The following is a 26,705-nucleotide window of genomic DNA, read 5'->3' as shown; positions in this document are numbered from 1 at the left end:
CAATAATACTTTTAGGTTAAAAAGTTACATTAAGACCAAAGGTATAGATAGCAGGTAAAGGGAATACTCCATTATCAGCACCTCCTCCTAAAACATCATTTATTGGCGCTTCTGGTGTATAACCTGTTGTTTTACTCCAGGTTTTGATGTTTTGACCACTAACATACATTCTTAATGATTTAACACCTATTTTTTTAATAGCGTCACTATTTAAAGTATAGCCTAATTGTACGGTACGTAAACGGAAATAATCTCCTGGTTCTAAGAAATAGCTACTAAACAAGTAGTTATTACCTCTGGTATTGTCAAGAATGGGTTCTACATTAGAAGTTCCCGGACCAGTCCAAGCGTTTAACCTGTTACTTTCATAATTAAAAACTGCAAAATTGGCTGTTCTTCTTTGTGTATAAACATAGTTACCAGCAACTCCTTGGCCCTCAACTAAGAAATCAAAGTTTTTATATCCCAAAGAAAGGTTTAAACCATAATTGAAATTAGGAAAAGGATTACCTAAGTTTACACGATCGGCTGGTGTAATCACACCATCTCCATTGGTATCGGCATAAGAAATATCTCCTGGAAGCGAATCACCGAAAGCCGGAGTTCTGTCTAAATCTGCAGTTGATTGGATAATACCTGTTTGACGATATCCAAAGAAATGTCCTATAGGTTCTCCAGAAACAGTTCTATTCGCTCCGTTATTACCTAAAATCTGGAAGTTAAAATTATTTCCTATAGACTCAACATTGTTTTTGTTGTAGCTAAAATTAGGTGAGAAAGAATAAGATAGTTCTCCTAGTTTATCAGCCCAACTTAAAGCTACCTCTATACCTGTATTTTTTATAGTTCCTAAGTTAGTTTTATAATCTCCATCTAAGTTTACTAATTCAATGTCGGTAATAATATTATTAGTTGTTCTATCATAGAAAGCAATATCAGCACTTAATCTATAATCGAAAGCTTTCAATTCTAAACCAGCATCAAATCCACGTATAACTTCCCACTTAAGATCAGGAGCTGGAAAATAAGCTGGCTTTACTGAAGGATAAACATTATCACCGAAAACGCCTACATCAGAAATAGATAAACCTGGTAAGAAAAGATTTTCCGCAAATCCGATAGCATTACCTAAAGTACCCCAAGAAGTTTTAAACTTTAAAAAGTCAATTTTATCAATATTGAAGAAATCTTCTTCACTTGCTACCCATCCTAAACCTACGCTACCAAAAGTTCCCCATCTATTAGCTGGAGCGAATTTTGAAATACCATCTCTTCTTATGGATAAATTAACCAAATACTTATTATCATAAGCATAATTTACCCTACCAAAATAAGAGAGCTGTGCAGACTCTGCGCCATTCCCAGCTTCGATATTTGGACTTGGATTAGAGTTATTTACAATATCTAAATACCAATAATCTGGATTATTTGGAATATTTAGCGAGGTATCTCTTCTAGTAACTCTCAATAGCGCACTTCCAGTATAAAGTGTACTAAAACCAGCTAAAGCTGTAACTTTATGTTTTTCTATAGTTTTATCAAAAGTTAAAGTATGATCTTGTTGATATTTTCTAAACTCATTTTGCCCTTGAGTAACTGATGTACGAACATTTCTATCAACTACTGTTTCTGTAACACCTGTGCCTTCGCCTAAATTTATAATTCTATTTGCTAATGGCGAATAACGTCTTATCCCGTTGAAAGATAAGTCTGTATAGAAGCTAGAGCGCCATGTGAAATTTTTTAAGAATTTTATTTCACCAAATATATTCCCTACCACACGATAACCTTTATTAACCTCATTACCATCATTTCTATATAAAGTAGCAATTGGATTTCCAACTTGTGCTCTTTGGAAAGATGGCATACTGTAGAAAGTGTTTTCATCTGCTTGAACAGGTACGATTGGAGCTGCCCATAAGGCATTATTTAAACCAACATCGGCAGGATTTCTAATATAATGTGAACCTACAATATCTCCACCAACTTTAATGTTATCGTTAATTCTAATTTCTTCGTTAAAACGCACATTAAAACGTTGGAAATTAGTATTTCGTAAAACTCCTTCTTGGTTGTTGTAGCCAATACTTAACAAGGTTGTTGTTTTTTCGCCGCTGTTTGAAATGCTTAAATTATGGTTTTGCATTGCAGCGGTTTTAAACATCAAATCCTGCCAATCTGTATTAGCTGTATAGTTAGTAAAATCAAAAGGTGCTGCGTTAATATTTGCTAATTGCGCTGTATATAGTCTTTTAAAACCCTCTGCATCAACTACATTTATTTTGTTTGTTACAGTTTGTATGCCTGCAGAGCTTTGTAAAGAAATTCTGGTTTGGCCTTTAGCCGCTCTTTTAGTAGTAATAACAATGACACCATTACCACCTTGAACCCCGAAAATAGCAGTTGATGATGGGTCTTTTAATACTTCGATACTTTCTATATCGCCTTGGTTTACATAGTCTATATTGGTTTGGATAACTCCATCAACTACATAAATAGGATCAACAGAACTAGAGTTAGTACTATTAACACCTCTTATTCTGACTGTTGGTTGAGAACCCGGAGTACCATTATTTACAATGGTTAAACCAGCAACTTTACCTTGTAAGGAAGATATAGGATTAACGTTTGGAGACTTTTCTATATCCTCTCCTTTAATAGAAGTTATAGAACCTGTTAAATCTCTTTTTCTTTGCGTACCATAACCAATGACTACTACCTGTTCAAGACTTTGAGAAGACTCTGTTAAGGAAGTATTGATAACCGTACGATTGTTGATTGCAATTTCTTGGGCAGCATAACCCAAATAAGTAAATACTAAGGTTCCATTTGAAGGGACATTTATGGTATAATTCCCTTGAGCGTTTGTCTGTGTAGCAATGTTAGAACCTTTTAACAATACTGCTACCCCTATCAGTGGCTCTCCATTGGTATCAGAAACTTTACCTGTTACACTAAGGTTCTGTCCAAAAGATGATAAACTGAACGAGAAAAGACATAGAAATAGTAAAATCTTTCTTTTCATAATTTAGTTAGTTGTGAAATTATTTAATTGGTTTTTTGGTATCACAAACTTCAGTCTATTTCTTTGATTGGCAAAGAAAATCACCTCTACATTACTACATCAAACTAAAGAAAGAGTTTTTTATATAAGATAAAAATTAGCTTTTTTAACGCCAAAACACGGTTTAAAGATTACAAGAGCAATTTTAACACTACATCACAGCAGTACATTTATAAGCACAAGAAATATGATTAAATAAAAGCCATGAGAGGTAATGATGTAGTACTAAAGTTCTATCAAAAATTCTACTAAATTTTTATCATGCGGTATGTTTAGTTTTTTACGCAAACGGTATCTCCTAATCTCTACACCTCGTACACTAATGTTTAATAAAGAGGCCATTTCTTTACTACTCATATTTAATCTTAAATAGGCACAAAGCTTCAAATCATTTGGAACTAAATCGGGGTGATTATGTTTTAATTTCTTAAAAAAGTTCTCATGAGTTTCGTTAAAACTGGTTTCAAATAAATTCCAATCTCGCTCATCACTCATACCATCATCTATAACCTTTTGTATTTTTCTAAGTTGTTCTTCAGACAGTCTTTTACCTGTATCATCTTTTAGGTTAGAGAGTTCATATTTTATTTTCTGAAGTAACTCATTCTTGTAAACAATATTCATGGCAGAGTTGGTAACTTCTCTACTCTTGCTTTCAAGCTCTGCCTGTAATTTCTCATTTTTAAGCTTAATCATCCTTTGCTCGTTTGCCAAGGCTTCACGTTTAAGGTGCTCTTCTTTTTCTTGTTGAAGCTGTTGTTTGATATGCTCTTGATGTTTGATAAGTTTTCTGAAATACCATTTTCTTACCAGATAAACTACTAAAATTAGTAAAACTAGATAAACAAAAAGAGCTGTTTTAGTAGCATAAAATGGGGGTAAAACTTCAAACTCAAAAACTGTTTCTGGTGTAATAATGGTTTCATTGATTTTTGCCCTAACTTTAAATCTATAGGTACCGAAACTTAAATTGGTAAAGTCTTTTTGCGATTGACTAGACCACTCAGACCAATCATCAGAGAAACCTTCTAAATAATATTGATATTGAACATTTGCCTGCCTGTAATAAGGTAAAGCATAATTTATTCTGATACTACTTTCTGAGGCTGGTATTTCTATATTTTTACTGAGCGAGCCACTACCCGTGATTAAAAAGTTAGAGCCTGTAATATTGGTTATTTTTCCTATAACTACGGATGGGATTTTAGGCTGTTGCTCTTTGCTTTCTTGATTGTAAAGCACAAAGCCATCGTCAACACTGATCAGATATAAATTACTGTTAATTTTAGAGATATTTTCATAATCCTGAACCATTCTCCCATCTAAAACACTAAACTTATTAGAGTCTATTTTAACTTCACCAGCATCTTTAAAGTTTACTAAAGCAACTCGTCCATGGTCTATAAACCAATATAAGTTATCGCTTGCTTTAATAACTTTGTTTGATTTTGCGTAGGAACCTAAATTTTGGTTAAGCTCTTGGTAGCGTTTAAATTTATCTGTGATCTCATCATAAACATAAAATCCTTTTTCTGAAGAAAAAATGATGCGACCATCCAAATTAAAGATGTTAATACCATAACTGGATTGCAATCCGTCTTTCTCGCTGTAGTTTTTGAGTTTAGTAACTCGTATTAAGTCTCTACTTAGATTAATCTTAAAAATACCTTTGTAAGCTTGGCTTACCCAGATATTCCCTTTGATATCTTGCTCTACATATCTGGAAGGCTCGCCAAAACCCTCTATTTTATGAGAAAACTGATAGGTATCGCCAAGTTGTGTTTGATTATAAATCACCAAACCTGTATAAGTTCCTTGTATAAGTTTATCAGCAAGTAAAGGCATTTTCTTTAAAGTCCAACCACCATTTACAGAAGAAATTCTATTGATAACAGCCCCCTTAACTTTAAAAGTTCCTGAGTTGTGGCCACAATACAATTCTCCGTTGATAACAACTAGCTCCCAAACCTGCCCCTGAGAATTTGGAATAAGCTGAAAATTAAACTTTTGCATTTTTCCGCTTGCATCCCAATTGCTGTAAAACAAACCTTGATTGGTACCTAAATAAATCTTTCCGCCGTAAATGATACTAGAATAAACCGTTCCAAAAACGCCTGCTTTATCAAAATAAAAAGATAAAGGCGAGTTTAACTCAATTCTATCAATACCATTATCTAAACCTGCCCAAAGGTTTTGTGCATCATCTAAAAACAAACTTAAAACGGTATTATTCTGCAACCCGCTTGATTTATTGATATGCTGAACAATGTTACCAGCTTTATCTACTACTACTACCCCATCTAAAATAGTCCCAAAAGCATAATACTGTTCTGATATTTTTACGCCATTATTAAGTTGCGCCACTTTTAAAAAATCGCTTGCTGGCACTTTCCAAGGTGTTATTTTATTACCATCGTATAAAAACAAACCGCTTTTAGAAGTTCCTATAAGAGAAAAACCATTACCAAAAGGCATTGCAGATAATATGGCACTACCACTTAAAATTTCACTTCCGTTGATAAAACTTAGCTGTTTTCCCTTTAACTCATGTAAACCTCTTTTTAATTCCTCAACAAAGAAGCGCTTACCAGATTGCAACAAAAACAAGTATGGGTTGGTAGAGCGCAACACCTCTATTTTACTGTTTTGATAAATTAATATCGCTGCAAAAGATTGAAAAATAACCCGATTACCATCTATATAAATCTTCCAAATCTCATCGTTTAACTTAAAGCTTTTAGGTATTAAATGGGTGATTGAATGATATTTTAAAATTGCTTTTTCGTTGTAAGACCAATAGCCCAACTCGCCAAAAGCACCAGTAAAAATTTTTCCTTTTTTATCGGCCGCTACAGAACGTACAATAAGTTTATTGGGCAAACGATGTAATTGCCAAGACCTACCATCAAAAGACAACAATCCCTCAGAATTACCATAGTACATGATGTTTCGTTCATCTATAGTGATGCCCCAGTTTTGGTTACCCGCCTGATAAACTGATTTGGCATAATTTTCTACATAAGGAACACCTATTTTCTGTATCTCAGCAAGTACGGTTGAGACAACAAAAAGATAATATAAAATAAATGCTACAATAGATTTTAGCATGACTATTCTGTTTATATTTAGATTTTAAAATACTTTAACAAGTTGGTCGTTTTGTTCTTAATAAGATAAACCAAGCCTTTGTTTTAATATTATTGATTATGAAATCTAAATTACTGATATTTTTTTCTTTCCTTGTCTTCATAGGTAAACTAAGCATTGCGCAAACTTATACCACCGGAACTTTTAATATCAGATTAGATACCGAAACTGATAAAGAAAACCAATGGAAAAACAGAGCTGCTGTTGTAAGTCAGTTAATTGAGTTTCATGATTTTGATATTTTAGGTACGCAAGAAGGTTTTCATCATCAATTACAAGATATTTTAAAAGCTTTGCCCCAATATGCTATTTATGGTAAGGGTAGAGATGATGGTAAACAAGCTGGCGAGCACTCTGCTATCCTTTATAAAAAAGATAAATTTGAACTTTTAGCTCAAGGCGATTTTTGGTTATCGGAAACACCAGAGACACCTTCTTTAGGCTGGGATGCTAAATGTTGTAAGCGTATTTGCTCTTGGGTTTATTTAAAGGATAAAAAAACGAAGAAAAGCTTTTACTTCTTTAATGCTCATTATGACCATCAAGGTGTTACTGCCCGCAAAGAAAGCAGTAAACTTATTTTGGAGAGAATTAAGACTATTGCAAAAGATAAACCTGTAATTTTCACTGGCGATTTAAATGGAAACCACAGTAGCGACCCTTATTTAATTATTACAGATAGCGATATTTTAAAAGATACTTATAAACAAGTTAAACAGCCTTATGCTCATAGTAATTCTTTTAACGGTTTTGGCGCTCAATTAAAGGGTAACAGCATCATAGACCACGTTTTTGTTAGCAAACATTTTAAAACATATAGATGGGGCTTGCTTACAGATAGCTATCAGGGTAAATATCCATCAGATCATTTCCCTGTATTGGTAGCAATTGGGTTTTGAGTAGTTTGTTATGTGGTTTGTTTGTTAGTCTCGATAGATATCGGGAGTTAGTAGTAAGATATATAGACTATAATTAATTGCTTTTTAGAAGTTTATCTACTTGCTGTTTTAGCTCTGGTAAATCTCTACATACTATAGTCCAGATTAATTCATCTGATATATTATCATAACTATGAATTATTCTATTTCTGGTCCCAATGATATTCTTCGCATTCTGAAACTGGAAATTAGCATCCATTTTTATGATACGATTAACTGCTTCTCCAATAATTTCTAAATTTCGTTCAACGGCTTTTTTTAGTTTTTAAATCTTTCTGATAGGCTTTAAAATCCTTTTGATCTGCAATGAATAGAAATATTTCATCAATACACTGCTGTATGTCCAATAACCAAGTTCTGATTTTAATATCCATAAATCTTAACTTTTGTACTTTCTAGCTCTTGCTTAAAAATGCGATTTTTTATTCCTCTTTCTTCAAGTAAATCAATTTGCTTGGTTAAAATCTCTTCTATCTTCGTTTTTAGATTGAAATATAAGTCAGTATACTTAAATGGGTCTTGTTCATCAAAATCCACAACTAAATCTATATCGGATGATTCATTATAGTCATCTCGAATAACTGAGCCAAAAGCAAAAAGTGATTTTACTTTATTTGCTTTGCAAAGTTCCCTAATCTGCTTTAGTTTAGACTTTTCTATATTCATACTCAAAAGTAAATCTTTAAAATACCATATTCAAACATATCAGCATATACTATCAAATGCTTTACCACTCATTAGAACTTCCTAAATCTCGCATTTCAAGTTCTTTCTACTCTGTACTTTATACGCTATACTTTCTTAAAACCCTATACCAACACCAAGCCCAACAGATTGCAGTTTTACCGTCTCAATAAAATTAAACTGACTTAAGTTTTGTTGTAAATACAATGCTTGTATAAATAATCTCCCTCCCTTTTTGGTGGTGATGATATAACCTAAACCGGCATCGTAAGTAAAACCTTGGTCGTAACCATTAAAAATACGAGGCGAATATCCGGCAGCAGCCTTAACAAAGATATTATTCCCACTATCCTCATTTTTAAATGGGAAAGCATGTGCATCTGCTAAAAAAGAAATGGTATTATAATTACCTCCACCACTTCTATCAATGGTATTAAAACTTGTGGTTGCAATTCCGCCTCCTATACCAAAAAAGTTGTTTTGCTTACCAAAAATGGTTTTTATCCTAAATGCATTGATACCAGAAGTACCTAAAACCTCATTGATAGCTAAAGAATAAGAAACCTCAGTACGGTTAAAAAAGTTAAATCTTTTGCCAGACTGTAGCTGGGCCGAAGCCGATATACTTATAAAAGTAAAGGCTATAAACATCCATATTTTTATCATTCTCATGTGCTTCTTCATTTTCGATTTAATATTAAACAATTTTTCTTAAAGCTTTGCTTTCATAAGTATAAATCCGCTTTTTTACATTATGTTTGCAAACCCAAAGTATCAAAGCTTGTTTTAAATTCAGGATGCTGAAACTAGACGAAATCAAAAAACCCATAGAAAAGGAAATTGATGCTTTTGAAGAGAAGTTTAAAACTTCTATGCAAAGTTCAGTTCCGCTTTTAGACCGCATTACTCATTATATTGTAAAGAGGAAAGGGAAGCAAATTCGTCCGATGTTTGTATTCTTTGCTGCCAACGTTTGTGGCGGCATAACCGAGTCTACTTATCGTGGTGCGGCTTTGGTAGAACTGCTACATACCGCAACCTTGGTTCATGATGATGTAGTAGACAATTCTTTCGAGAGAAGAGGCTTTTTCTCTGTTAACGCCCTTTGGAAAAATAAAATTGCTGTTTTAGTTGGCGATTACCTCTTAGCCAAAGGCTTACAACTATCCGTTAACAATCAAGAATTCACCATTCTCAAAATTGTATCAGATGCAGTACAGCAAATGAGCGAAGGAGAGCTACTTCAAGTAGAAAAAGTTCGCCGTATGGATATTAGCGAGGATGTTTACTATGAAGTTATCAGACAAAAAACAGCTTCCTTAATAGCCTCTTGTTGTGCAGCGGGTGCGGCATCAGCCGGTGCTACTGAAGAAACCATACAACTCATGCACAATTTTGGAGAGAAAATTGGTATAGCTTTCCAAATTAAAGATGATTTATTTGATTTTGGTGTTGATGATGTAGGCAAACCAAAAGGTATAGATATTAAAGAAAAAAAGGTTACGCTTCCACTGATATATGCCTTAAATAAAGCAGAAAAGGCGGAGAAAAAGAAAATCATCAACTTGGTTAAAAACCACAACGATGACCCTGATAAAATTAATACCATCATTAATTTTGTTAGAAATAGTGGCGGTTTGGCTTACGCCGAGCAGCAAATGATGAGCTATCAGGAAGAAGCTTTTAAAATTTTAGCTCAATTTCCGGCAAGCGAATCTTTAACAGGATTAGAAAATTTAGTACGCTTTACAACAGAAAGAAAGAAATAATACATGAGTAACGAAGTTATATTTTTTGGTGCATTTGCCTTATTCATCATTTTGATGTTGGCTCTTGATTTAGGTTTGTTTAATAAAAAAGACCAACCCGTATCTTTAAATCAAGCCGGTATCATGAGTGCCATTTGGGTAAGTTGTGCAATTGGTTTTTATTTCTTTTTAAGGGTACAAGGTCATATCCTTCATGATATTCAGGATGGAGCCCATCTGGTAGAAGTTGTTCAAAAAAACCAACATAATATTGTCTTAAACGGCACTTCATTTGAAGAAAATCTCATCAAATACAAAAATAATTTATCTCTTGAATTTATAACAGGCTATGTTATTGAATATGCCCTTTCTGTAGATAATATTTTTGTAATGGTATTGATATTCTCTGCTTTTGGCGTAAAAGAGAAATATTACCATCGGGTATTATTTTGGGGGATTTTGGGTGCTGTTATCATGCGTTTTCTATTCATATTTATTGGCGCAACCCTTATTAGTAAGTTTGGATGGATACTTTATCTTTTTGGAGCATTCTTAATTTATTCGGGTATTATGATGTTTATCAACCGCGAAGGAGAAGATGAGATAGACCCCGAAAACCACAAAGTAGTAAAGCTAGCTTCTAAGTTTTTCCCTGTTTATCCAGATTTTGTTGGTAATAAGTTCTTCCATAAAGTAGATGGTAAACAATATATCACTCCTCTTTTTTTGGTATTATTAATTATAGAGTTTACAGATGTAATTTTCGCAGTAGATTCTATCCCAGCTATATTTGCGGTAACTAAAGACCCTTATATTGTATTCTTTTCTAACATATTTGCCATACTCGGCTTACGCTCTATGTTTTTCTTATTGGTAAATGTGATCCATAAATTCCATTACTTAAAAACAGGTTTAGCCTTCTTATTAGTATTTATTGGTATTAAAATGTTAGGGCATCATTACTTAAAAGAATGGGGCTTTACCACAGCGCATTCTTTATACATCATCATTGGTATATTGGTGATTAGTGTTGTTGCATCATTAGCATTTCCTAAAAAAGAAAAAACAATTTATTAATGGTGCTTTATGCTTAAGAAAGAGCGTTATCAAGAATTTGTAGCTTATTTTTCGCAACATCAGCCGCAAGCAGAAACAGAATTGCATTATAGCAATCCGTTTGAATTGCTCATTGCGGTTATTCTATCAGCACAATGTACGGATAAACGTATCAATCAAATAACACCAAAACTTTTTGAGCGCTATCCAACGCCAGAATCTCTAGCGGCATCTACCGCAGAAGAAGTTTTTACTTATATACGCTCTGTTAGCTATCCTAATAATAAATCAAAACATTTGGTGGGCATGGCTAAAATTTTGGTAGAAGAGTTTGGTGGTATTGTACCAGAAGATGTGAAAGATTTACAGAAAATGCCTGGTGTAGGCCGTAAAACAGCCAATGTTATTGCATCGGTTATTTATAATGCCCCTACCATGGCGGTAGATACACATGTTTTCAGAGTCTCTAATCGTTTAGGTTTAACATCTGCAGCAAAAACACCTTTAGCTGTAGAAAAACAATTAACCCAATACTTGCCACAAGATAAAATACATATTGCACACCACTGGCTTATTTTACATGGCAGATATGTTTGTATTGCTCGTAATCCTAAATGCGAGATTTGTCCTATCAGCTATTTCTGCAAATATTACGCTTTACAAAATACACCAGCTGCTTTGTTAAGGAAAGAACAAGCTGAACTAAAGAAGGCTGCTCAAAAGAAAAAACTTGCCCAAAAGAAACAAATAGCTAAAGCGTTGAAAAAAAGAGCTATCAAATAATTTTCTATTCCTTACATTTGAGATTAACAGAATTATTTTATATTTGCTAAAAAAATTAGTATTATTGTTTTTCATATTCATTAAAAAATATACATGAGTGCCTCAAACGAAAAATTAAAAGCCCTACAGCTTACGCTGGATAAACTAGAAAAATCATACGGTAAAGGCACCGTAATGAAATTAGGAGATGCTGCAATAGAGCCGATGGAAGCTATTTCTACAGGTTCTATTGGGTTAGATATAGCCCTAGGAATTGGAGGTTTACCAAAAGGTAGAGTTATAGAAATATATGGACCAGAATCATCTGGTAAAACAACTTTAGCAACACATGTAATTGCAGAAGCGCAAAAAGCTGGTGGTATAGCTGCTATAGTAGATGCCGAACATGCCTTCGACCAATTTTATGCTAAAAAATTAGGTGTTGATATAGAAAACCTTTTAATCTCACAGCCAGATAATGGCGAGCAAGCCTTAGAAATTGCGGATAACTTAATTCGCTCTGGTGCTATAGATGTTATCGTGATTGACTCTGTTGCTGCTCTTGTTCCAAAAGGAGAGATAGAAGGCGAGATGGGCGACTCTAAAATGGGCTTACAAGCTCGTTTAATGTCTCAAGCATTAAGAAAGTTAACAGGAACCATCAGTAAAACTAAATGTTGCTGCATTTTTATCAACCAATTAAGAGATAAAATTGGGGTGATGTTTGGTAACCCAGAAACTACTACAGGTGGTAACGCCTTGAAGTTTTATGCTTCTGTACGTTTAGATATCAGAAGAATATCACAAATTAAAGATAGCGACGAGGTTTCTGGTAACCGTGTTAAGGTTAAAATTGTTAAAAATAAGGTAGCTCCTCCTTTCCGTATTGCCGAGTTTGACATTATGTTTGGTGAAGGTATTTCTAAAGTTGGTGAAATTATTGACCTTGGTGTTGATTACGGAATTATTAAAAAAGCGGGCTCTTGGTTTAGCTATGGCGATACCAAATTAGGCCAAGGAAGAGATGGTGTTAAACAATTATTACATGATAACCCAGAACTTTCTGATGAACTAGAAGCAAAAATAAGAGCCGCTGTAATGGCTGCACCTTTAGAAGAGAAAGAGTAATCTTTATCATCTTCGTATTTCAGAAATAGTATCCATAAAGTTATGATAGCTTGTGGTTTTTTATCCTTAATAATTTAATTTAAAAAAGATAAAAAACCACAAGCTATGGATACAAATCAGATACCCAAGAATTATTTTAACCGATATTTATGCTTTTTAAAAGCTAGCAGGTTATTCAAAAACAAGTGTTTAGTCCCTAAACTTTTGTTTAAATTTTATATCTCCCTTAAAAATTGTTAATCTATTAAGATTTTTTATTTTTGATGCTTACAGTAAATAGGTAACAGGCATACCGTGAGCAAACAAAAAGTTTTAATAACAGGAGCAAGCAGAGGACTAGGATTAGCCATAGCACAAGCATTAAATAAAGACTATTGTCTTATTTTACATGCTTCTAAAGCAGAAAATATTACTCAATTAAAAGAGGGGAATTATATACTAGCAGCAGATTTATCTAATCCTGAAGAGGTTTCTTCATTTTGCAAAACCCTTAAAGCAGAACATGGAGACGATTTATATGCTATTATCAATAATGCAGGTATTACATTAGATAAACCTTTACTTTATCAGCCAGAAAAAGATATTGATAAACTGATACAAGTAAACCTAAAAGCACCTATACAAATTGCCAAAACTGCATTAAAAATTTTTGGTGTACATCAAAAAGGTGTAATCATCAATATGAGTTCTTGCGTTGCCGAAACCGGAAATGCTTTTCAGGCTGTTTATACCGCTACAAAAGCTGGTCTTATTGCATTCTCAAAATCATTAGCTAAAGAAGTAGGTGCCATTTATGAACATCATGAAATTAGGATATTAAGTATCTCTCCTGGGTTTATTGAAACAGATATGACAGCAGCCATTCCGCAAAAAGAACAAGACAAATATTTAAGTAATATTCCACTAAAACGTTTTGGAAAAGCAGATGATATTGCAGAAACTGTAGCTTTTCTTCTATCTAGGAAAGCGGCTTATATTAATGGTAGTAATATCAATATCAATGGAGGGATTTTTTAAATGATGGAGAGCTTGGTAGGTGCCCACCCTAGTAGCATGTTGATACACGGGCCAAGTAAGTTATTGGTACATCATTATCATTGGCATCATCCAAATACCGGTATTATTGCTAGTTACACCCCGAATGCACTCGATGTTAAAGATCATTTCGGTATTTTTAGAGGAGTTGACCAAATAGAAGCTTTTGCACAAGCCACCACAGGTTCTTGTGCGGCTTTTCTTCAACTCGCAAAGAAAAACAGCAACCCACAAAAAAAAAATGATGACGAGTTTATCCCAACTTTTATTAGTGTAGGTGGAGTTACTTTTCATTCCTATTTAGAAGAAGGAGATACTTTTATCAGTATAGGTAAAATTATATTTTATAAATTTAGGCAAATGGTTGTTGATGGCCGCATTTATAAATGTCCAAAAGGGATAGATTTAGACAGTCATTTTAAAGATTTTACCGAAGAGAATTTAAATAACTATGAAGTTGGAGATGGCTTTACCTTAGTAGCCGAGCTTTTAGGTATCACTGGTAGAGCCATTAAAAAGAATAATAAATAAACAAAATGGAAAGACAAGAAATTATTGATGGTATTGTAGAGATTTTAAGAACTATTAGAACTATAGATCAGGAGAAATTAAATCATGTTAGCGAAGAAACAGATTTTATTGCTGATTTAAAAACGCCTTCTACCGAGATGATTAACATTGCCGCTAAAGCCGAGCAAAAATTTGATATTGAGTTTGAGGATGAAGATATTGACGATTTAGGCTCTAAAGTAAAAGACATAGTAGATTTGATCATCAAGTCTAAAGCATCAAATTAATATGAGCATCCAAGGCAGAAAAGTAGCGGTTGTGGGCATGGGTGGGGTTTTCCCTACTTGTAATCATTTAGAGGAGTTTGAGCATAAGCTATTCAGCAATCAATCCCTTATCAGATATTGGGATAAAGCCTTAGCACATGGAAAAAATATACGTTCGCATGTTGCAGGTTTTATTACAGAAGAAGAAGCTCATTTAAAACCCGTTTACTCTACCTTAGTTGAAGATTACCCCGAAACTTATATAGATTTACTTAACCGTATACCAGACATACATTTGGCTACCGCTGATATTGGTAGTATATGGACCATGCTTGGTGCTGCTGACGCAATAAAAATGGCAGGTTGGAGTACTTCAGAAGTACAATCTGAACAAACGGGTGTAGTAGTTGGATCTGGTAGCTGTGGTAATGAAATACAACGTATAGCATGGCATAGCTTTTTTGTTTTAGGTAAAAAAACTCGTTTTTCAGGTGGTCATAATGTAGATAGAGCCATGGTTTATCGTGAGGCTGCTAATCTTTCCTGCTTTATAAAAAACAAGGGGATTTGTGAAGCTATAGGTTCTGCTTGTGCTACAGGCCTTGGAAATATTGGCTACGCTTACCGTTTAATAAGTTTTGGCTTACAAGACCGTGTTGTAGCAGGTGGTGCAGAAGGTACAGCCTTAGAAAGTTTTTTGGGTTTTGATGGTATGCAGGTATTGAGCAGAGGTTTTGAACCTCATGAAAGCTCAAGACCTTTTGATAAAGATAGAAACGGCTTTGTTTGCTCTTTTGGCGCCGGTATTGTTTGCTTAGAGGCTTATGACTTAGCCAAAGCCCGAGGCGCAAATATCCTAGCGGTGATAGATAATTATTTTAATAATTCTGATGGAGATGGTGATATGTTCGCACCATCTTTTAACGGGCAACGCAGACTGTGGCAAGGTCTTTTAAAAAATATACCTTATAAACCAGATGTAGTAAAGGTACATGGTACTTCTACCCCTACCGGAGATGCGATAGAGCTATTAAGTGTTGTTGATAGTTTAGGAGATAAAAATTATCATATTGCGGCACCAAAATCACAGTTTGGGCACATGTTAGGTGCGGCCGGAGCAGTAGAGTTTATTACTGCCTTGCTGATGTTAAAAAGGCAAGAGGTTTTACCTTGTCTAAATGCTGTTAATTTAAATACACAGCAAGAAACCTTTCAAACCTCTTCTACTTGGGAAGGCTCTAAAGAGCCATTAGCATATTACAGAGATTTATTACAACAGCAAAGTTTCACCAAAGAAATTAATAGTATTACCTGTTTAAATTATGGATTTGGCGGTACCAATAGTGCCATATTAATCTCCAGAGATGATCAATAATCAACATAAAATAGCAGTAGTTTTTGGTGTTAGAAACGAAAGTTCTATTGCATTTCAAATCGCATTAAAACTTCATGCCTCAGGATGCAAGGTTGCGGTAAGCTATACAGCTGAAACCAAAGACGAGGTGCTAATATTACTTGATACACATCTAATAGATGGCATTTGCCATCAGGTTGATATAAGAAATGAGTTAGAAATCAAAACTTTTCTTAACCAAGTTTATCAACAATGGGGTGCTATAGACTATATTTTACATGGTGTGGCCTTTGGAAACCAACAGGTTATGTGTAGTAGTTTTCCTGGTTCCTCAGAACAGGCTCCTAACTACATCAATATCCCTTTTGAAGATTTAATGGATTCTTTTAATATAAGTGCTTATTCTTTATTAAGAGTTTGCAGAGTTGCCGAACCTTTACTGGCTAAACAGGCTTCTATTTTAACCTTAACTTATAATGCATCTCAAAGGGTTTTTCCAAATTATGCAGGTATGGCTATTAATAAAGCGGCATTGGAAAATATCATGCAATATTTAGCACATCATTTTAGAAACACAGCAGTAAGGATTAATGCAGTTTCGGCAGGTTTAGTGATGACAACTTCTGCAGGTGGCGTAAATGGGGTAAGAAAATTACGCAAAATTGGAAAAGTTACTGCTCCGTTAGGCAATGTAAGTGCTGCCGACGTTGCGGATACCGCACTTTACTACTTTTCCGATTTATCTAAAAAAGTTACAGGCAATATCCATTTTGTTGATGGGGGCTTTAATATTATGGGAGTAGCCATAGATGAAGGATAATTTGGAAGAGAAGCTTATTCAACTTATTTCAGACCAAGATTTTGCTTTAGGTAATGATGTAGTTTTCCTTCCTGATTTTAAACTTTCTTTTAATCCCTTGTTTAAGCAAAAAGTATATAGTGAAACAGAAATGGCCTACTGCGAGCTTTTCAAAGATAGCATGCTTAGGTACGCTTCTACTTGGGCAGCTAAAGAAGCTGTTTATAAAGCTGTAAAACAGCTATATCCTCAAGCATTACCTTTTAAAAAAATAGAGATAGTAAGAGAAAAAATAGCAGGTAAACCACAGGTTGTTTTACCCCATGATTATAAAAATTTAATCATTAGTCTTACCATAAGTCATGATGCTGATTATATTTGGGCAGCTGCGCTTGTAAAAAAATAAGTACTCATGACTAATCATTACTTTAACCACCCTATAGCATTACTTCATTACTATAAATTTGGTAACGGACCAAAGGCTATGCTTTGTTTCCACGGTTATGGTATGCATGGTAAACAGTTTAAAATTTTGGAGGAGCATTTAGGCGCTGATTATACCTTTTACGGCTTTGATTTATTTTTTCATCAAGAAACTAAACTTAAAAACCAGGATTTAGCTATCCTTAAACAAGGTATCACAAAATTGCAACTAGCCACCCTTTTTACTGATTTTTGTGATGAGCAAAATCTTCAAAAATTTTCTGTTTTATCTTATTCTATGGGTTCGCATTATGCAACTACACTTGTAGAAGAAGTACCAGAAAGAATTTTAGATTTTATTACTGCAGCACCATCATGCTTTAAACCTGGCTGGCTAGTAACTTTTTTAAGTAGTAAAAAACTTGGTAACAAAGCATTAGAAAAACTAGCGTTAAGTGATAAAGGAATGCTTAACTTACTAAAAACCATCAAAAAACTAAGGGTTATAGATGATAATATTTACGAAATTTTATATAAAGAAATAGCTACTTACGAGCTTAGATTTGCCTTTTATGCTTGTTTAACTTACTTAAAGCAGCTAAAAATGAATCATCAAAGGTTTATAGAAAATCTTAATCAATATCAAATTAAAAGTATTTTTATTTTTGGAGCAAGGGATAAAAATTATCCAGCTAAAATTGCAGAAGCTGCTATCAAAAAAATATACCTAGCCAAACAAGAAGTGTTAGATGCTAACCATGAATTGGTAAATGCACAATTTCCTCATCATTTAAAAAGGTTATTGTATGATTATTAAAGCTAAGCTATTACCTCGTCCTATTTTTATGGCTTCTTTACGTTTGTTGAGGTGGTGTATGAGAAAGCTTTTTAATAAGTTGGTTATACATGATGTAAAACTTCAAAACCAATCTTCTTATTTGTTGATGTGTAACCATACAGGTTTTTGGGATGGCTTTTGGGCATTTTATTTATGTTATTGCGCTATCTATCCTAAACAAAAAATTAACGGTTTTTACTTTATGTCTTTGAAAAAGCAATTACAAAAGAACCCGTGGATGAAATATTTTGGAAGTTTTTCTATTGTCCCTCATTCTAGAACCTATTTAGAAAGTTTAAGCTATGCCGCCGAAATATTAAGTAAACCTGGTAACATATTACTCATGTATCCGCAAGGAAATTTAGAATCGCAGTATGTTAGACATATTGATATGAAAGATGGTATTTGTAAGCTATTACCTATGGTAAAAGGTAAATGTCAATTGCTGTGGAGCAGTAATTTAACCGAGTATTTTGAGAGTTTAAAGCCATCAATTTATTTTCACATGCTAGATTGTGGTAGCCATGAAGATTTCAATTTCGAAGAATTTAAAAATCAAGTTAACCAGCATCATCTGCAAGCTATAAAAAAACAATTTAGGTATACAGATGAGCCTGAATAGGTTAATCGGCACCAAGTCTTTTTAAACCTTCTTTAGCCTTGTTTTCTATACTGTTTTCATACTCATGATTTTTCATAGCAATAGCTTGGTTATAAAAGTTTACAGCCCTGTTTTTATCTCCCTTTTCCTCAAAAATTAAAGCCATTTGAAGTGCTGCATTTGCAGCAAAATAGTACGCACTTTGTTTACCTGCATAAATGGTTTTTTGATAATGAACCAAAGCTTCCTGTGTTCTATTTAAAGCATCATAAACTCTACCTAGGCGGTAAAAATACTCTATTTGGTCTCTAACTAACTTAAAATCAGTCTGATTTTTTTCTTTAAGATAAACCAAAGCCTTAGTATAATATCCTCCGTCAAAACTTAAACGGGCTCTTAACAAAGAAACATCGGGAGCGCTATCATTAGCTTCTTTCAAAGCTTGTTTATCTTTCTCATCGTATACATTACCTTTCACTTTAACCATCTTGATAAAGGTTTGATATTTAGCAATGTCATTTTTTAAATAATAGTAATAAGCAAGTTTTAAGTAGGCATCTTTAACATAATTAATCCCCCTATACTCGTTAATATATTTAGCCAGATAAACGTAAGCATCAGAATCATTTCTGTTTAATTTGGCATTACCTAAAAGATAATTTAGTTTAGGAAAATTAAGGTATTGCCCGGTTTTAGTTGGTCTTCTCTGCAAAAATTTTATAGCATCATCATTATGAGCATTTCTGTAAGCTATATAACCTTGCAAATAGGTTTTCAATAAGCTATCATCACCAAAAGAAGACGTAAGATTTAGAATTTTTTGATAGCTATTTTTACTTTGTATAAGGTCTGTTTCTATGTAACACAGTAAAAATATAACTTCTTCTTTGTAAAAGTTGTAGGGTGTTTGCGCTAAAGATGTGGTAAGATGATCAAGCTTTTTTATACCTTGTTCTACATTACCTCTAAAACCAAAAGATTGCAAAAGCCCTTTTATATTAGCCGGAATAGACCCCATAATAACATTTACCAAGCCTATACTTTTTTGATTTGGTAAAAAAGTAGGAAATTTTTTCTCATTCTCTTTTAATAAGTTATCAGCTTTTTTAATGTCCAAGCCAGAAGAAAGATAATCTTGAAATCTACTTTTCAGCATCCCCCATTGTAGATTGATTTCTGCCTGAGCAAAAAGGTAATAAGGAGATTTTGGATCTTGATTTTCTAAAAGACTAAGCCTAGTACTTTTTAAATTTTTAAGGCGGTTATAGTCGGCTTGATTTTCTGAGACTAAGAGACTAAAAAAATCTATATAATTTTCTAATAAAATAATGATTCCGTTTTGCGGATGTTGTTGTTTTTCTATTCTTAAATGCGCTTGAGCATCTTGAATTCTTAAATCAAAAATAGCCTGATAGGCTTTGATACAATTGTTATTAAAATCGAAATTTGCTTTAAGCTGTGTGGTTAAAAGGGCAAAAAATACGGTGAATAAAAATACTTTTTTGAACATGGTTAATATCTAGTAGATAAACATGGGTAAATATCAGGGTTTATTTGTAAAACTTGGTGATAGGAGCAATAAAAATGCCTGATGTTGTAAGTTTTGATGATTAAAAAATATTTATACTCTATGTATTCACATAGTCTTATCCTACGTTTATCTTACGTTAGTCTTACGTTATTCTTACGTTAAAAGTATAATTAATCTTTAGTTGACTCTATATAATCTCTCATGGCTTGATGATAAAAAATTTACCTGATGGCGTATGAGCTACAACTTCCAGCCTCTTTTTTGGGTCTGCCAGAACTGATTGAGCATACTGAAAAGCCCTAGCTAATCTACTTTTGTCTTTCTAGTATTTAATAAACTAGATACTAAAATCAAAACTATTACCTCCTAAATCTCGTTTTGATAATTATCTTTGAGACTAAATATGAAAAAGATTCTCCTTTTATTTTTGCTTGGCTTATCATTAAACAGCTTCTCGCAAAAAAAACTTATTGATAAATTTTTCTCGCCCGATACCAACAGACACAATAGCTTTATACCTGTTCCTGTAATCGCTTACACGCAAGAAGCCGGTTTTGAATTTGGTGGAGCTGGTTTATATTCTTTCTATCTTGATAAAACGGATAGCTTAATTAGACCTTCGCAACTATACGGATTGGCTTATACCAGTACCAAAGGCCAATCGCAGGTTTCTATAAGATCTGATTTATGGTCGAGAGGGAATAAATGGCACCATTTATACGATGCCAGATTTTATAATTTACCCTTTAATTTTTACGGAGTTGGTGATGCTACTTTAAGGAGTAACGAAGATAAACTGATACAAAGACGCTTTAGGCTTAATGCTGAAGTAGAAAGGCAACTGGCTAAATCTTATTATCCGGGTTTAGGTGTTGAGTTTGAATCACAAAATTTTAAAGATGTAGAACTAGGCGGATTTTACAACAATACTCCTTTCTTTGATAAAGACGGAGGAAACTTTATCTTATTTAAAATAACACAGTTGATAGATACCAGAAACACCAATACCTATACTACAAAAGGCTTTTTTACCAGATTACGTTATGGTTATGCCCCAGATTTTTTTAAACAACAGCAATTTGAGGGCACTTTGTTTACATTAGATAGCCGGTATTTTTACACTCCTCATAAAAAAATCACTCTTGCAGCACAGGGTTTTATGGAAGCTGTGAGTAGTAACAAAGAAATTCCGTTTTATATGCTTAGACAAATGGGGAACGACCAAATCATGAGAGGGTATTACATGGGTAGATATAGGGATGAAAACTATACAGCCATACAAGCAGAAATAAGATACCGCCCGGTAGACCGTTTTGGTATTGTAGCTTTTGGGGGCACCGGAACCGTTTATGCAAAAAACAACTTTTCTATAAACAGGTTAAAACCTAATTATGGTATTGGCGGTAGGTTTTTCTTTGATTTGGATAAGAGTTTAGCCCTAAGAGTTGATTATGGTTTTGGAAATAAGCCTATGGGCGAAAAAAGAAACTCTGGTTTATATATTTCTTTAGGAGAGTCTTTCTAAACTCTCCTAAAACTTAACTTTAAAATCTTCTTTAGCTATCCCTTTTTTAAAGAAAACTAAACCTATCCAAAATAAATCAACCGTTACACTTACTTGAGGGTTTGCTTTAATTTCTGCCCAAGCTTCTTTCATGCCTTGGCTCCAGTAAATATCATCAAAAATGAGCAAACTATTTTCGTGTATTTTTGGTAAACACCAATTAAAATAATTCAAAGTTGCATCTTTACGATGGTTGCCATCTACAAAAACAAAATCTAACTGTTCTTGACTTTGTAGCAACACGGGCAGGCGTTCATCAAAATTACCTACTTCTAATTGAATATGTTTTAAACCTAATTTATCAAAATTTTCTTGTGCTACTACAGCCGTCTGCGGACAACCCTCCATGGTTATCACTTGTAAATGTTCATCGGCTTTAGCTAAATAAGCTGTGGTAACACCTAAACATGTTCCAAGCTCTATCAAAGTTTTAGGTTGGGTATATTGTACTAAACGAAATAACAACTTAGCTAAACGTGGTGCCTTAAGCGCATTCTTAGCCAGTTCTTTAACTGCTTTAACTTTCTGGTTATTAAGCTGCGAGCCAGCTCCTAAATCTGTAATAGTTATATTTCGATGATCTTGAAGTAAATTTTTACGTAATTCTTCGATACTTTTGTATTCGGGTTTATCTTTGAAATCATATATGACTTCATCAATAAGCTTATACACAAATGGCGAATGTACACCATGACGTGTTTTGGCATTGATTCTGTGGGCGATGTAATCTAAGGCGAACTGTATATTAAACATGATGGCGAAGATATGAATTTGCGTTGTGATTGAGTATAGAGGAGTGAGTATTGCGTAGTGAGTATTGCGTAGTGAGTATTGAGTATTGAGATACTAGATGTGAGATTTTAGAATTTTTAATCATGATTAACGAAAAAGAAATAGCTTCTTTAATAAAATTACTGGATGATCCGGATCCGGAGATTTTCTCGCACATCGAGGATAAAATTTTATCTTATGGTAGCGAAGCTATAGGCTTTTTAGAAAGTGCTTGGGAGCAATCTCTAGATACACTTTTACAAGAACGTATAGAAAATGTAGTTCATAAAATCCAATATCAAAATGTACGTGAAGATTTAGCTTTATGGTATCAAAGCGGTGCTTTTGATTTGCTTCGGGGAGCCTTGATCATCAACAGGTATCAGTACCCTGATTTAAACGAGCAAAAAATCATTAACCAGATTGAAGCTATTAAAAGAGATATTTGGCTTCAGATGATGTACGAAGCTAGTCCGGTTGAGAAGGTAAAACTCATTAACCATATTTTTTATAATATTTACGGTTTTTCTGGCAATACCAGTAATCATAAAGACCCGCAAAACTCCTATATCAGTCAGGTTTTAGAAAGCAAAAAAGGAAATCAAATAAGTTTGGCTATTATTTATGCCGTTATAGCACAGAAACTGGATATTCCCATTTATGGAGTGAACCTTCCGCAGCATTTTATTTTAGCTTACGAGGATGAACAAGAAAAACAAAGTGAAGAAAGCGGTATTTTATTTTACATCAATGTTTTTAACAAGGGCTATATCTTTGGTAAAAGAGATATAGATATGTTTTTAAAACAATTACAAATTCAGCCAGAAAAGCATTTTTATGAACCTTGTTCGCATACAGAAATTATTAAAAGAGTGATTAGAAACCTGATTAGTGCTTATGAAGAATTAGGTAGTACCGAAAAAGTTAAAGAGTTAATTGGTTTACTGGAGGTTCTAGACTAATGTTATAACAACCTAGTGCCTACCCTATTTATAAAAATTAATGTTGTATAAAATATTCATCTATAATTACCTTAAGTGTTTATAGAAATATCAATTTTTCAAATTCCTTAATAACACCTCGTCTAAAATGTATATTTAAACTTTATAAGTAGAAACAATGAAAAAGTATTGCATAGCATTTATCATAAGCTTATTTTGTCTGATGAAATCCGAATCTGTTATGGCGCAAAAAGAAAATGGAAAATTTGTACATACTGTGCTATTTTGGTTAAAAAACCCAGAAAGTAAAGAAGACCGTTTAAAGTTTGAAACCTCTCTTACAACTTTCTTAAAAGCATCTAAACATATTACTAGTATGCATTTAGGAACTCCTGCTAGCACTAACAGACCTGTCGTAGATAATTCTTACAGCTATTGCTTGATGGTAACTTTTGTTTCTAAAGAAGCACATGATTTATATCAGGAAGAAGCTGCCCATAAGGTGTTTATTAAAGAAAGTGAAAACTTATGGAAGAAGGTTTTGATTTATGATTCTGAGAATATCCTAAAATAAATTATCGTAGGATATATATTTTGGAATCAAGAAAAAAAGCTAGCCTAAATGATTATAGGCTAGCTTAAAAATATTAAACTTACTTTTTAAAGAACATTCGGGTAATAAAAATCCCTCCTGGATCATCCTTTCCGGCATGGCTTTCTACAGCACTGGTAACGTAAATTAACTTATAACCATCTGCCTCTAATTCCATAATTCTTGCTCCAATCATAGCATCGTTTGAAGCGATATTTTGAAAATTGATACCCGCTGCGCTAAAAAAGTTCAACAATTTGGCTTCATCAAAATTCTCAACTTTTAACTCGCTTCTACTTACACTTTGTTGGTTAGATTTCTTTCCATCTGTTCGAGCGGTACGAAACTGTTCTGTATTCACTTCAGTTGTATTTTCAATCATCCGTGATCTTCCCAAACCCATAGGAACAATAGATTCCACAACGGTTACTATCTTCCACTCGCCCAGTTTTTCTGAATTGGTTTGAGCCATTACTGCTACGTTTAAAGCCATAGCCATGCACATCATTAAAATTATCTTTTTCATGTATTTAAATTTAGTATCACTAAAGATAATTAATAATTAAGTATAGCCTAAAATGAGCACAAAAAAGTCCTACAATTAAAATGTTAGCTTGGTTTAATTTTAGGAATTAAATGATTTCATATCAAATCCTCCTAAAAAAACCTTCATTAAAAGCATTATACCAACTAAATCTAAAATCAATTTCGGGATAAGCGTCTCTAAACTTTTGATATTTATTAGGTTTAATTTGTGCTTCATCAAACTTAACTTCTATGGCAGCAGGAATGTCAGCTTCTGGTAAAACAAAATCAACTTCGTTACCATCTGCCGTTCGCCAAAATTTAAGCTCATCAAAATTGTATTGCTCGGCAAGTAATTTAAAATTCATATTCTCCCAAAGTTCGCCTTTATCTAACCTCATTTGTACCGATTGAAAATTGTTAACTAAACAATTCCTTAAGCCTGTATCCAATAAGTATGCTTTGGGCATTTTCACTAATTCTTTCCTTAAATTTCTATAAAACGGCTTCACTAATGAAATATGGAAATACTTTTGCATCACCTGCAAATAATGAGTAACGGTTTCGCTTCTTACTTTCAAAGTGGTTGATAGCTCATTTACATTAATTAAACTTCCTACTTGTGCGGCAATTAATCTAAATAATTGGTAAAAAACAGCTTCATTTTGCACACCAGCTTCTAAAATATCTCGCTTTACAAAAGAATCTCTTAATTCACGTAGTCGGGCTACTTTTTCATTCACATCTGTTTCTGTAATTACTGCGGGGTAACCACCATATATCATATAATTATCCCACTCGGTCTTTAGTTGAGTAATTTTTAAGCTTTTTGCATTCGTATTCTGGATGATTCTGCTTTTCTCTGCCAATAAATCATCTTTACCTAATAAAGTCAAATATTCATCAAAAGAACAAGTGAGCAGTGTAAATATCTTCTTTCTGCCCGCTAACGAGTCTTCAAAACGGCTATCCATATAAAAAGCGCTACTTCCAGTAGCTACAATTTTTATGTCGGCGGCGTATTCGTCATAAATGAGTTTCAGAAAATTAGTTGGATCTTTCAAATACTGTACTTCATCTATCAGAACCACGTTTTTACCTTCGCTTTGTGGCAAGTAGTTAAGTAAATTCAAAGGATTTTCATCCAAATCAGCCAGAATAGTTTTAAACTCGAAGTTTAAAAACGTAACAGCCATACCTTCTTCTTTACAATATTTTTCCAACTCTTTAAGCAAGGTTGATTTACCTGTTTGCCTCGCTCCGGTTAATATGGTAAACTCTTTTTTGGGCAAATGCTGTTTGAGTTTCTCTAGCATTATCCTTCTCATATATCCTGATATTTAAACTCAAAGATACTCAAAATATGATATTTTTACTAATGCAATAGATAAATTATCCGATATTTTTACTAATACATAAGATAAATTATCCGATATTTTTACTAATACATAAGATAAATTATCCGATATTTTTACTAGTAAATCAAATTGGAAAGATAGAAGTAGTGGTTAAATAGATTAAGAACTGGTTATAAGGGAGCTTAAGATGAAATAATTTTTAAAAACACATTCGTTCTCTATTAGTAAACTTTTTATATATATTCTCCATCAGTAAACTTTAGATGTTCAATATCATCAACAGAAAAACCCTTTTGGCCTATACAATTAAATATCCAAAGGCAAAAAATGCATTATTAGAGTGGTATTATGAATTTCTGAATGCTGATTTTAAAAATTTTCAAGAATTAAAGGCAATACATAAAAGTGTGAATTTAATTGGTGATGACCGTGTGGTAATTAATATTATGGGTAATCATTACAGGTTAGTCATTAGGGTTGTTTTTATTTATAAAGTGATTCAAATTAAGTGGTTTGGAACTCATACAGAGTATGATAAAATTGATGTAGCTACTGTAAAATTTAAAAACTGATGAATTTACATATTTTAAAAACCGAAGAAGAGTACGAAGAATTACTGGCTTGGATAGATACTCAATTTGATTTAAATGTTTCGCCTGATAGTAAAACTGGTGAAGATTTACAAGTTGCATTATTATTGGTAAAACAATATGAAGATATCCATTTCACTATTCCAAAACCAGACCCTATTGCGGTAGTAAAGCAAAAAATGGAAGATGAAGGTTTAAAAAATAAAGATTTAACCGAATGGATTGGGAGCAAAAGCTATGTTTCTTCTTTATTGAGTGGTAAAAAACCTTTAACGCTTAAGATTGCCAAAGTTTTGCACCAGAAATTGGGTATTCCGGCTGAGGTGTTTTTGGCTTGAGATAGATTAGAGATTCTGGATATTTCCCTAATTTTAATCCGGGACTACCAATACGGAAAAACATTTTTGTTTAGTTTTCTATCTTAATTTAAATTATATGTTAATAAAACCAGTATTATTAAAAAATATTTTGATATAAATT

General features: G+C 33.3%; 26 protein-coding genes and 1 pseudogene. 18 read left to right on the top strand and 9 right to left on the bottom strand.

Annotation, left to right across the window (positions count from 1 at the left end; genetic code table 11):
- Positions 1-16 precede the first annotated feature (16 nt).
- Positions 17-3,025, bottom strand: a complete 3,009-nt coding sequence (locus H510_RS0106080; protein WP_026903504.1) for a SusC/RagA family TonB-linked outer membrane protein — start codon at positions 3,023-3,025, stop codon at positions 17-19.
- A gap of 264 nt (positions 3,026-3,289) precedes the next feature.
- Positions 3,290-6,172 carry a triple tyrosine motif-containing protein gene (locus H510_RS0106075; protein WP_026903503.1) on the bottom strand — a complete coding sequence of 961 codons (2,883 nt, stop codon included), beginning with the start codon at positions 6,170-6,172 and terminating at the stop codon, positions 3,290-3,292.
- 98 nt (positions 6,173-6,270) lie between these two features.
- Between H510_RS0106075 and H510_RS0106070 the strand changes: the two genes are divergently transcribed.
- The gene (locus tag H510_RS0106070; RefSeq protein ID WP_026903502.1) at positions 6,271-7,110 is read left to right on the top strand and encodes an endonuclease/exonuclease/phosphatase family protein; all 840 of its coding nucleotides are present in this window, start codon (positions 6,271-6,273) and stop codon (positions 7,108-7,110) included.
- Between the two features lie 73 nt (positions 7,111-7,183).
- Here the strand turns inward: H510_RS0106070 and H510_RS20375 are convergent.
- The 3 genes and pseudogenes from H510_RS20375 to H510_RS0106055 all read right to left on the bottom strand — a co-directional run.
- Positions 7,184-7,399 (bottom strand): annotated as a pseudogene (locus H510_RS20375) (HepT-like ribonuclease domain-containing protein); the annotation flags it as partial.
- Positions 7,400-7,512: 113 nt separating this feature from the next.
- Positions 7,513-7,815 carry a nucleotidyltransferase family protein gene (locus tag H510_RS0106060; protein ID WP_026903501.1) on the bottom strand — a complete coding sequence of 101 codons (303 nt, stop codon included), beginning with the start codon at positions 7,813-7,815 and terminating at the stop codon, positions 7,513-7,515.
- A gap of 135 nt (positions 7,816-7,950) precedes the next feature.
- Positions 7,951-8,517, bottom strand: coding sequence for a hypothetical protein (locus H510_RS0106055; protein WP_155977868.1), 567 nt, complete (start codon positions 8,515-8,517; stop codon positions 7,951-7,953).
- Between the two features lie 113 nt (positions 8,518-8,630).
- On the opposite strand from H510_RS0106055, the gene H510_RS0106050 reads away from it, so the two are divergent.
- From H510_RS0106050 to H510_RS0105995, 12 genes are all read left to right on the top strand, one after another.
- The gene (locus H510_RS0106050; protein WP_026903499.1) at positions 8,631-9,602 is read left to right on the top strand and encodes a polyprenyl synthetase family protein; all 972 of its coding nucleotides are present in this window, start codon (positions 8,631-8,633) and stop codon (positions 9,600-9,602) included.
- Between the two features lie 3 nt (positions 9,603-9,605).
- Positions 9,606-10,658, top strand: a complete 1,053-nt coding sequence (locus tag H510_RS0106045) for a TerC family protein (RefSeq protein ID WP_026903498.1) — start codon at positions 9,606-9,608, stop codon at positions 10,656-10,658.
- Positions 10,659-10,667: 9 nt separating this feature from the next.
- Positions 10,668-11,420: an endonuclease III gene (gene nth / locus H510_RS0106040; protein WP_026903497.1), complete on the top strand. Its 753-nt coding sequence runs from the start codon at positions 10,668-10,670 to the stop codon at positions 11,418-11,420.
- Between the two features lie 93 nt (positions 11,421-11,513).
- Positions 11,514-12,527 carry a recombinase RecA gene (gene recA / locus H510_RS0106035; RefSeq protein ID WP_026903496.1) on the top strand — a complete coding sequence of 338 codons (1,014 nt, stop codon included), beginning with the start codon at positions 11,514-11,516 and terminating at the stop codon, positions 12,525-12,527.
- A gap of 294 nt (positions 12,528-12,821) precedes the next feature.
- Positions 12,822-13,544 carry an SDR family NAD(P)-dependent oxidoreductase gene (locus H510_RS0106030; protein WP_026903495.1) on the top strand — a complete coding sequence of 241 codons (723 nt, stop codon included), beginning with the start codon at positions 12,822-12,824 and terminating at the stop codon, positions 13,542-13,544.
- Positions 13,545-14,093: a hypothetical protein gene (locus tag H510_RS0106025; protein ID WP_245584793.1), complete on the top strand. Its 549-nt coding sequence runs from the start codon at positions 13,545-13,547 to the stop codon at positions 14,091-14,093.
- Positions 14,094-14,098: 5 nt separating this feature from the next.
- Entirely contained in the window at positions 14,099-14,359 is a 261-nt protein-coding gene (locus tag H510_RS0106020; protein WP_026903493.1) for an acyl carrier protein, read from the top strand.
- A gap of 1 nt (position 14,360) precedes the next feature.
- Positions 14,361-15,713: a beta-ketoacyl-[acyl-carrier-protein] synthase family protein gene (locus H510_RS0106015; RefSeq protein ID WP_026903492.1), complete on the top strand. Its 1,353-nt coding sequence runs from the start codon at positions 14,361-14,363 to the stop codon at positions 15,711-15,713.
- Positions 15,703-16,512: an enoyl-ACP reductase FabI gene (locus H510_RS0106010; RefSeq protein ID WP_026903491.1), complete on the top strand. Its 810-nt coding sequence runs from the start codon at positions 15,703-15,705 to the stop codon at positions 16,510-16,512. Before H510_RS0106015 ends, H510_RS0106010 begins: the two co-directional genes overlap by 11 nt.
- Complete coding sequence (locus H510_RS0106005; RefSeq protein WP_036692096.1) at positions 16,502-16,897, top strand: holo-ACP synthase; 396 nt, start codon at positions 16,502-16,504, stop codon at positions 16,895-16,897. The genes H510_RS0106010 and H510_RS0106005 overlap by 11 nt, the downstream gene beginning before the upstream one ends.
- A gap of 6 nt (positions 16,898-16,903) precedes the next feature.
- Positions 16,904-17,731, top strand: coding sequence for an alpha/beta fold hydrolase (locus tag H510_RS0106000; RefSeq protein WP_026903489.1), 828 nt, complete (start codon positions 16,904-16,906; stop codon positions 17,729-17,731).
- Positions 17,721-18,374 carry a 1-acyl-sn-glycerol-3-phosphate acyltransferase gene (locus H510_RS0105995; RefSeq protein ID WP_026903488.1) on the top strand — a complete coding sequence of 218 codons (654 nt, stop codon included), beginning with the start codon at positions 17,721-17,723 and terminating at the stop codon, positions 18,372-18,374. Before H510_RS0106000 ends, H510_RS0105995 begins: the two co-directional genes overlap by 11 nt.
- A 1-nt stretch (position 18,375) precedes the next feature.
- Here the strand turns inward: H510_RS0105995 and H510_RS0105990 are convergent, their stop codons facing one another.
- Positions 18,376-19,863 carry a tetratricopeptide repeat protein gene (locus H510_RS0105990; protein ID WP_026903487.1) on the bottom strand — a complete coding sequence of 496 codons (1,488 nt, stop codon included), beginning with the start codon at positions 19,861-19,863 and terminating at the stop codon, positions 18,376-18,378.
- 424 nt (positions 19,864-20,287) lie between these two features.
- On the opposite strand from H510_RS0105990, the gene H510_RS0105985 reads away from it, so the two are divergent.
- Positions 20,288-21,409 carry a BamA/TamA family outer membrane protein gene (locus tag H510_RS0105985; RefSeq protein ID WP_026903486.1) on the top strand — a complete coding sequence of 374 codons (1,122 nt, stop codon included), beginning with the start codon at positions 20,288-20,290 and terminating at the stop codon, positions 21,407-21,409.
- A gap of 6 nt (positions 21,410-21,415) precedes the next feature.
- On the opposite strand, the gene H510_RS0105980 is transcribed toward H510_RS0105985, so the two are convergent.
- Entirely contained in the window at positions 21,416-22,201 is a 786-nt protein-coding gene (locus H510_RS0105980) for an O-methyltransferase (RefSeq protein WP_026903485.1), read from the bottom strand.
- A gap of 122 nt (positions 22,202-22,323) precedes the next feature.
- Here H510_RS0105980 and H510_RS0105975 point away from each other — a divergent pair, with 122 nt between their 5' ends.
- Complete coding sequence (locus H510_RS0105975) at positions 22,324-23,181, top strand: transglutaminase-like domain-containing protein (protein WP_026903484.1); 858 nt, start codon at positions 22,324-22,326, stop codon at positions 23,179-23,181.
- A gap of 202 nt (positions 23,182-23,383) precedes the next feature.
- Positions 23,384-23,734, top strand: coding sequence for a Dabb family protein (locus tag H510_RS0105970; RefSeq protein ID WP_051291080.1), 351 nt, complete (start codon positions 23,384-23,386; stop codon positions 23,732-23,734).
- A gap of 79 nt (positions 23,735-23,813) precedes the next feature.
- Here the strand turns inward: H510_RS0105970 and H510_RS0105965 are convergent, their stop codons facing one another.
- Together H510_RS0105965 and H510_RS0105960 are read right to left on the bottom strand one after the other, a co-directional pair.
- On the bottom strand, positions 23,814-24,278 hold the full coding sequence (locus H510_RS0105965; protein WP_026903482.1) for a hypothetical protein: 465 nt from the start codon (positions 24,276-24,278) through the stop codon (positions 23,814-23,816).
- Positions 24,279-24,399: 121 nt separating this feature from the next.
- Positions 24,400-25,605 carry an ATP-binding protein gene (locus H510_RS0105960; RefSeq protein WP_026903481.1) on the bottom strand — a complete coding sequence of 402 codons (1,206 nt, stop codon included), beginning with the start codon at positions 25,603-25,605 and terminating at the stop codon, positions 24,400-24,402.
- Between the two features lie 293 nt (positions 25,606-25,898).
- Here H510_RS0105960 and H510_RS0105955 point away from each other — a divergent pair, with 293 nt between their 5' ends.
- The gene (locus H510_RS0105955; protein WP_026903480.1) at positions 25,899-26,207 is read left to right on the top strand and encodes a type II toxin-antitoxin system HigB family toxin; all 309 of its coding nucleotides are present in this window, start codon (positions 25,899-25,901) and stop codon (positions 26,205-26,207) included.
- On the top strand, positions 26,207-26,563 hold the full coding sequence (locus tag H510_RS0105950) for a helix-turn-helix domain-containing protein (RefSeq protein ID WP_026903479.1): 357 nt from the start codon (positions 26,207-26,209) through the stop codon (positions 26,561-26,563). Before H510_RS0105955 ends, H510_RS0105950 begins: the two co-directional genes overlap by 1 nt.
- Positions 26,564-26,705: the final 142 nt, after the last annotated feature.

It is taken from the genome of Pedobacter glucosidilyticus DSM 23534 (assembly GCF_000425145.1).
Lineage (GTDB): Bacteria > Bacteroidota > Bacteroidia > Sphingobacteriales > Sphingobacteriaceae > Pseudopedobacter > Pseudopedobacter glucosidilyticus.
Note: the sequence above shows the minus strand (reverse complement) of the source record. Positions and strands in the feature narration are given on the sequence as shown.